Source organism: Amycolatopsis echigonensis, from assembly GCF_014174495.1.
Classification (GTDB): Bacteria; Actinomycetota; Actinomycetes; order Mycobacteriales; family Pseudonocardiaceae; genus Amycolatopsis; species Amycolatopsis echigonensis.
Window position 1 is genome coordinate 101778 of sequence record NZ_JACJHR010000028.1, and the last position, 7311, is coordinate 109088.

The following is a 7311-nucleotide window of genomic DNA, read 5'->3' on the forward strand; positions in this document are numbered from 1 at the left end:
TCGCGCGGCGCGGCGAGCCGGGGTTAACTGTGCGGTCCGCCCGCCTCGAAATCGAGGGTCGACCAGGGGCTCGCGGGATCGTTCAGCAGCCGGTGCCGGACCCGGGCGGCCGAAGCGTATTCCGGCCCGAATTCCTCGCCGTCGAGCGCGAGCAGCCTGCCCAGGACGTAGCCGGTGGACAATTCCGCCCACGAACCGTGGTAGCGGCGGGCGATCGCGCCGGCCTCCAGCACCATCAGCTCCGCGGTGAGCGCGTCGCAGTACCCGACCGCCAGGCCCCAGCGGGCGAGTTCGACCGCGCGCCCGACGTCCCAGCCGATGATGCTGTCCACCACGCCGTCCGGCGCGAGCAGGCCGTCGGCGCGGAACCGCTGCTCGTACCGGACGATCCGGCGCACCGCGTCGACGAGCGGCCCGACCTGGTCGTCGGCGCCGTTTTCGGCGCACCACTGCCGGACCAGGCCGACCCACGCGTACACGTCGAGCGCCAGCCCGCTGCGGGCGCGCAGCACGAGCACCAGGTTTCCGGTGGTGAGCTGGTAGGAATCGCCGAGCAGCCGGTCCATCGCGGCCCGCCAGCCCGCCGCGTCGGCGACGCCCCACCAGTCGCGCAGGCCGCGGACCTCGGCGACGTAATCGTGATAGCGCGCGTCGAGGACGTTCCACGGTTCCGCCGACAGCACCGCCTGATGCGCGCCGCACGCGAGCGCGTGCGCGACCGGACCGTCGAGAACTCCGTACCGGGCCGTGTACAGCCGCTCGACCTGTTGCTCCACCGCGGTGACCCGGTGCGGGTTCGCGTCGACCCAGGGCAGCACGTCCGCCGCGCTCACCCGCCATTCGCCGAGCGTGCCGCGGTTGAACACGACCTGCTCCCCCGGCCCGAGACCGTGCGTGGCCCAGTCGAGGTCGCCGCTGAGGAACACCACGTCCGCGCCGAAATCCGGCAGCGCGCCGCGGGTGAACACCTGCAACGAGGGTTCGCCGTCGTGCGCGCAGCACACTTTCGCGGGCGACCAGGTCCGTTCCTGCGCGAGCTGCTGCGCCTCGTCCCGGTGGATCGGCACGAACAGCTCCTCGTCGCCGAGGAGTTCGAGGAAACGGTCGAGATCGTCCTCCCGCCGCGCGCGGGCGAGTTCGGCTTCGACATCGGCCAGCGTGGCCCAGGTCATGGGATCCGCCTCAGCCCTTCTTCGCGCGCTTGCGCTTCGCACCGGCGTTCTTCGCTTTGTCTTTCTCCGCCGTGGCAAGCAGTTCCTCGGCGTGCGCGCGGCCGGTCTCGGTGCCGTCCATGCCCGCGAGCATCCGGGCCAGCTCGCGCACCCGGTCGTTCTGGTCGAGCGTCTTCACGCCGCTGCGCGTGACGCCGCCGCTGGTTCCCTTGTCCACCACCAGATGCTGGTCGGCGAACGCGGCGACCTGCGGCAGGTGCGTGACCACCAGGACCTGGTGGGTGCGCGCGAGCCGCGCCAGCCGCCGTCCGATCTCCACCGCGGCCCGGCCGCCGACGCCCGCGTCGACCTCGTCGAACACCAGCGTCTGCACGGTGTCCGCGTGCGCCAGCACGACCTCGATCGCCAGCATCACGCGCGACAGCTCGCCGCCCGAAGCCGCCTTGTGCACCGGGAGAGGCGGCGCTCCGTTGTGCGCGCGCAGCAGCAGTTCCACGTCGTCCACGCCGTCCGGGCCAGCGTGCACCGCGTGTCCGTCGATCGCCAGCGCCTGCCGGTCGCCGTGTTCGGCCGGACGCTGTTCGACGGTGATCTCCAGCTCCGCCTGGCCCATCGCGAGGCCGGACAGTTCCTTGGTGATCGCCGTGGCGAGTTCGGCGGCCGCCTTGCCGCGTGCGGCGGAAACCTCGGTGGCGTGCGCGACCAGCTGCACGGCCAGCTCGTCCCGGCGCAACGCCAATGCGGCCAAGGCTTCTTCGGAGGTGTCCATCGATTCGAGCCGCCGCCGCGCGTCCTCGGCCCACGCCAGCACCCCGTCGACATCCGCGGCGTACTTGCGGGTGAGCCGTTTGAGATCGGCCTGGCGCGCGAGCACCTTTTCCAGCAGCGCCGGGTCGGCGTCCAGATTCTCGACGTAGCTGCCCAGCTCCGCGCCGACGTCGCTCAGCAGCGTGGAGGCTTCCTCCAGCCGCGGCACGAGGTCGCGCAGCGCGGAGTCCTCCGCCGACACCAGCCGCCGCACCGCCTCGCCGACCAGGCCGAGCGCGCCCGGCGCGTCCGGATCGCCGTCCTGCGCGCCGGACACCGCCGCGTGCGCTTCGGTGGCCATCGCGCGGAGTTCGTCGACCGCGGCGAGCCGCTTGATCTGCTCGGTGAGTTCGACGTCCTCGCCGGGTTCGGGCGCGACCGCGTCGATCTCGTTCAGCCCGTGTTTCAGCAGGTCCGCCTGTTGCGCCATCTCGCGGGAGCGGTTGGACCGCTCGCTCAGCTCGGTGAGCACGGCCAGCCATTCCTCGCGGACCTGGCGGTACGCCGCGAGCGGCCGCCCGACGTCCTCGCCGGCGAACCGGTCGATCACCGCGCGCTGCTCGGCCGGGCGCAGCAGCCGCAGCTGGTCGTTCTGCCCGTGCACGGCGATCACCTGCTCGGACAGCTCGGACAGCACCCCGACCGGCACCGACCGGCCGCCGAGGTGCGCCCGCGAGCGCCCGTCGGCCGCGACCGTGCGCAGGGCGATGACACTCCCGTCCTCGTCGACGTCGGCTCCCGCGTCGGTGACGATGCGGGCGGCCGCGTCGTCGTCGCCCACGGTGAACCGGCCCTCGACGAATGCCTTCAGCATCCCGTTCCGGACCTTCGACGCTTCGGCCCGTCCGCCGGACAGCAAGTGCAGCCCGGTGACGACCATGGTCTTGCCCGCACCCGTCTCACCGGTGACAACGGTGAAGCCCGGGTGCAGTTCCAGCAGGGCTTCCTCGATGACTCCGAGGCCCTGGATGCGCATCTCGGCCAGCACGACGCATACGGTAGCGGCCCGCACCGACGTTCTGTGCGTTCGAGGTCCGCTAACTCTTCTTTTCGCTGGTCGAACACTTGTGCGGGCGCGTCGCGCTCAGCGGTCTCCCGAGCGCCGGTCGCGCCAGCTGCGGACCGGCAGGCCGAACTTGTACACCAGCCGGTCGGTGAACACGCCGTCCCACAGCCGCACCAGCCGCACCGGCCGCTTGCCGCACACCACGCGCACCAGCGCACCCGGCGGCAGGTCGAACGTCCGCAGTCCGTCGCAGGTCAGCGCGGCTTTCGGACCGGTCGGGTCGATGCCGACGGTGATCACCGACTCGGGTGACACGACCAGCGGCCGGGAGAACATCGCGTGCGCGTTGCTTGGCACCACCAGCAGCGCCTCGACGTCCGGCCACAGCACCGGCCCGCCCGCAGAGAAGGCGTACGCGGTGGAGCCGGTCGGCGTCGCGCAGAGCACGCCGTCGCAGCCGAAGGACGACACCGGGCGGCCGTCGACCTCGATCAGCGCGTCGAGCACCCGCTCGCGGCTGAATTTCTCGACGCTGGCCTCGTTGAGCGCCCACGTCCGGTAGATCTCCGCGCCGTCGGCGGTGACTGTGACGTCGACCGTCATCCGGTCCTCGACGTGGTACTCGCGGTCGACCACGCGCTGCACGGCGTCGGCGAGCGCGTCCGAATCGGCCTCGGCGAGGAAGCCGACGCGGCCGAGGTTCACGCCGAGCACCGGGACTTCGGCCGGACGGGCGAGTTCCGCCGCGCGCAGCAGGGTTCCGTCGCCGCCGAGCACGAACACGAGCTCGGCCCCCTCGGCCGGATTGTGCTCGGGCGCGACGACCGTGCACGGCATGGCCATGCAGCCGTCCGGGTCGATCAGCCGGAGCACGTCCTCGTCGAGCACGCGCAGCCGGATCCCGGCCTTCGCGAACCGCTGGGACACCTCGCGGGCAGCCTCCCGGGTGGTGTCCCGGTCGGGGTGCACCACGAGGAGCACTTCACGTTCGGCGGTCACTGGGGTCCTTCCTGGACTGCGGCGCGCACGAGCGGTTCGGCGTCCCCGGCGGCTTCACCGCCCGCTTCTTCCGGCCCCGTTTTGCGGAGCCACACGAAGTATTCGACGTTCCCGGACGGCCCGGGCAACGGGCTCGCCACGACCCCGCGCAGCGACAGGCCGAGCTTCGCGGCTTCAGCGAGCACGCCCAGCACGGATTCGACGCGCAGTTCCGGATCGCGCACCACGCCGCCGCTGCCGAGCCGGTCCTTGCCGACCTCGAACTGCGGTTTGACCATCGGCAGCAGATCCGCGCCGTCGCGCGCGCATTCCGCGAGGGCGGGCAGCACGAGCTTCAGCGAGATGAAGGAGAGGTCGCCGACGACGAGGTCGACCTGGCCGCCCAGGACGTCCGGCGTCAGGTTGCGGACGTTCGTGCGGTCCAGGACCACGACGCGGTCGTCGGTCTGCAGCTTCCAGTCGAGCAGCCCGCGGCCGACGTCGGCGGCGATGACCTTGTCCGCGCCGCCCCGCAGCAGCACGTCGGTGAACCCGCCGGTGGACGCGCCCGCGTCGAGGCAGCGGCGGCCTTCGACGGTCAGCCCTTCGGGACCGAAACGGTCAAGCGCGCCAAGGAGTTTGTGCGCGCCGCGCGACGCCCAGCCCGGGTCGTCCTCGTCCTTCACGACGATCGGCGCGTCGTTTTCCACGCCGGTGGCGGGTTTCGTGGCGACCATGCCGCGCACGGTGACTTTTCCGCCGGTGATGAGCGCGGAGGCTTGTTCGCGGGAGCGGGCGAGTCCGCGCCGCACGAGTTCCGCGTCGAGCCTGGCCCGTTTGGCCACGCCGGTCAGACCTTGTCGATGCTGGACAGGGCCACGGTCAGCTCGGTGTGCACGGCCTCGAAGCGGTCCACGTGCTCGGCGGGCGGCAGCGTGTCGAGGTCGTCGAGCCCGGCGACGGCCTCGTCGATGCCGGCCCGCGGGTCAGTCTGCTGTGGGCCGGGTCCGGGGATCGGCGGGGGTCCGGGAACCGGCCGCGGAACGTTCGGGTGCACAGCCCCAAACTACCAGTCAGGCCAGCCCGAGCCCGGCTACCGCCGCCGCGGCCGCGTCGCCGTCCGCGCGCACCTGCGAGACCCCGGTGCGCCACGCCGAATCGCACAGCGCGCGCAGCAGGTCGAACTTGTCGCCCTCGCCGCGGACGGTGAGCGTGTCTCCTTCGCTGATCTCCCAGCCGGACCGCTTGCCGACGCGCAGTTCGTCGATCGGCTGCGCCAGCGCGGTGATGTCGGCACCGAGATGCGTGGGCCGTTCCGCCGGAATCGCGGTGAGCAGCGTCGCCGGAGTCGCGATGCCGGTGAGGACGCACAGGGAGTCGAGCCCCGCCGCGACCGCACCGGCGATGTCGGTGTCGAGCCGGTCCCCGACCACCAGCGGACGCTTCGCCTCCGCCGACCGCGCGGCCGTCTCGAACAACAACGGCTGCGGTTTTCCCGCGACGACCGGCTCGGCGTCAGTGGCGATCCGCAGCGCCCCGACCATGGATCCGTTGCCCGGCATCAGCCCGCGCTCGGTGGGCAGCGTGCTGTCGGTGTTCGTGGCGACCCACAGCCCGCCCGCCCGGATCACGATGCTCGCCTCGGCGAGGTCCGCCCATCCGGTTTCCGGCGAATGTCCTTGCACCACCGCGGAAACGCCGTCGCCCGCGGTCCGCACCGGTTCCAGCCCGACCGCGGCGATCTGGTCGCCGAGCGCGGCGGTGCCGACGATGAGCACCTTCGCCCCGGCGGGCAGCCGGTCCTGAAGGAGCGCGGCAGCCGCCTGAGCGCTCGTGTGCACCTCTTCGGTGTCCGCGGAGATCCCGAGGTCCCGCAGGTGCTCCGCGACCGCCGACGGGGCCTTGGACGCGTTGTTGGTCACGAACCGGACCGCCGTGCCTTGCTCGCGCACGGCGGTCACGGTTTCCGCGGCACCTTCGATCACCTGCGGCCCGTGGTACACGGTGCCGTCGAGATCGAACAGCAGTGCGTCGTAGGCCTGGTCAGTCATCCGACTCGTTCGGCTCGCTGGAACCATTCGACTCGTTCGCCTCGTTCGCCAGGTCCGCGGCCCGCTCGGCGGCGTCGGTCTCGTCCTCGGCGTCGGCCTCGGCGGCGTTGAGGAACCACTGCACGGCCTCTTCCTTGCGTCCGGCAGCGTCGAGGTTGTCGGCGTACGCGTAGAACAGGCGCGCGCTCCACGGGTCGCGTTTGCCCGCCTGGAGGTCCGGCCCCTGCAGGGACACGACCGCCGCGTCCAGCTGCCCGAGATCGCGCCGCGCACCGGCCGCGACGATCGCCAGCTCGACCTGGGTCGCCTTGGTGAGCCGTTCCTTGTCGGTCTCCTTGGCGAGGTCCAGGGCTCGCTCCGGACGGCCGAGCGCGCGCTCGGCGTCCGCGATGATCGCGATGTGCTCGTCGCTGCGCGTCATCCGCCGGACGGCGCGCAGTTCGGACAGCGCTTCCTGCCAGTTGCCCGCGTGGTAGGCGACCAGCCCGAGCCCTTCGCGGACGATCGGCACGCGCGACGCCTTGGTCTTCGCGTAGCGAGCGTGCTCGAGCGCGGCCTCCGGGTCGTCGTCGACCAAGCCGCCCGCGGCGACCAGGTGCTTCCCGACGGTTTCCGCGAGCCCCTTCGGCAGGGTCCGCAGCTCCCGGCGGACCTCCTCGTCGAGGTCGGAGAACTCGATGTCCTCGGGCAGTTCCGGCGCTTCGAGCAGCTCGCGGGCGAGGGCAGCGTCCTGTTCCTCGACGGTCACCGGCCGCTTGCCGCGGGGACGGTCGTCCCTGCGCTCGCGACGGTCACCACGGCTGTCCCGGTTCTCGCGGCCGCCACGGTCTCCGCGGCTGTCGCGGTCACCGCGATCGCCACGGTCGTCGCGCTGCCGACGGTCTTCCCGCTCAGCGCGCTCGCCACTCGGGTCACGTGGTTCCCGGCCCTCAGCGGCCTCGACGCTTTCGTCCTGCCCGGCCCGGTCCCCCGCACCCGACTGGACGTCAGCGACGCCCTGCTCAGCGCCCGCAGCCACCTCTTCTACTACCGCGGATTCCTCGACCGCAGCCGACGAAGTCTCCTCGACCTCGGCACGCCGCCCGCGGACGCCCTCGTCCTGACGGTCGTTCCGGAAACCACCGTCGCGCTGGTCCTTCCGGAACCCGCCCGAACGCTCGTCCCGACGGTCCCCGCCAGGCCGCTTTCCGCCGGACCGGTCGTCCCGCCGTTCGCCTCGGTAGCCTCCCTCGTCGCGACGGTCATTGCGGAACCCGCCGGAGCGGTCGTCGCGACGATCCCCGCGGTAACCGCCCTC

General features: G+C 72.3%; 8 protein-coding genes. 1 reads left to right on the plus strand and 7 read right to left on the minus strand.

The features are described from left to right. Nucleotides 1–23 precede the first annotated feature (23 nt). From H5411_RS20785 to H5411_RS20815, 7 genes are all read right to left on the minus strand, one after another. On the minus strand, nt 24–1172 hold the full coding sequence (locus H5411_RS20785) for a DUF1266 domain-containing protein (protein ID WP_183124727.1): 1149 nt from the start codon (nt 1170–1172) through the stop codon (nt 24–26). Between the two features lie 10 nt (nt 1173–1182). Beyond that, entirely contained in the window at nt 1183–2967 is a 1785-nt protein-coding gene (gene recN / locus H5411_RS20790) for a DNA repair protein RecN (RefSeq protein ID WP_167442064.1), read from the minus strand. 96 nt (nt 2968–3063) lie between these two features. Continuing rightward, nucleotides 3064–3984, minus strand: coding sequence for an NAD kinase (locus H5411_RS20795; RefSeq protein ID WP_183124728.1), 921 nt, complete (start codon nt 3982–3984; stop codon nt 3064–3066). Continuing rightward, the gene (locus H5411_RS20800; protein ID WP_312878486.1) at nt 3981–4808 is read right to left on the minus strand and encodes a TlyA family RNA methyltransferase; all 828 of its coding nucleotides are present in this window, start codon (nt 4806–4808) and stop codon (nt 3981–3983) included. The genes H5411_RS20795 and H5411_RS20800 overlap by 4 nt, the downstream gene beginning before the upstream one ends. Nucleotides 4809–4813: 5 nt before the next feature. After that, entirely contained in the window at nt 4814–5020 is a 207-nt protein-coding gene (locus H5411_RS20805; RefSeq protein ID WP_009079580.1) for a hypothetical protein, read from the minus strand. Nucleotides 5021–5036: 16 nt separating this feature from the next. After that, nucleotides 5037–6014 (minus strand): HAD-IIA family hydrolase, encoded by a 978-nt coding sequence (locus H5411_RS20810; RefSeq protein ID WP_183124729.1) that lies wholly within the window; start codon nt 6012–6014, stop codon nt 5037–5039. Continuing rightward, nucleotides 6007–6591, minus strand: coding sequence for a tetratricopeptide repeat protein (locus H5411_RS20815; protein ID WP_246369100.1), 585 nt, complete (start codon nt 6589–6591; stop codon nt 6007–6009). The genes H5411_RS20810 and H5411_RS20815 overlap by 8 nt, the downstream gene beginning before the upstream one ends. On the opposite strand from H5411_RS20815, the gene H5411_RS47685 reads away from it, so the two are divergent. Next, nucleotides 6556–7311 (plus strand): hypothetical protein (locus H5411_RS47685; protein WP_246369101.1); only part of this gene is annotated, 756 nt, incomplete at its 3' end. The two genes, H5411_RS20815 and H5411_RS47685, sit on opposite strands and share 36 nt — an antisense overlap.

Excerpts from the sequence above, each read along its gene's own strand:
- H5411_RS20810 (WP_183124729.1), bottom strand. The coding sequence starts at position 6,014 with ATGACTGACCAGGCCTACGACGCACTGCTGTTCGATCTCGACGGCACC.
- H5411_RS20785 (WP_183124727.1), bottom strand. The coding sequence starts at position 1,172 with ATGACCTGGGCCACGCTGGCCGATGTCGAAGCCGAACTCGCCCGCGCG.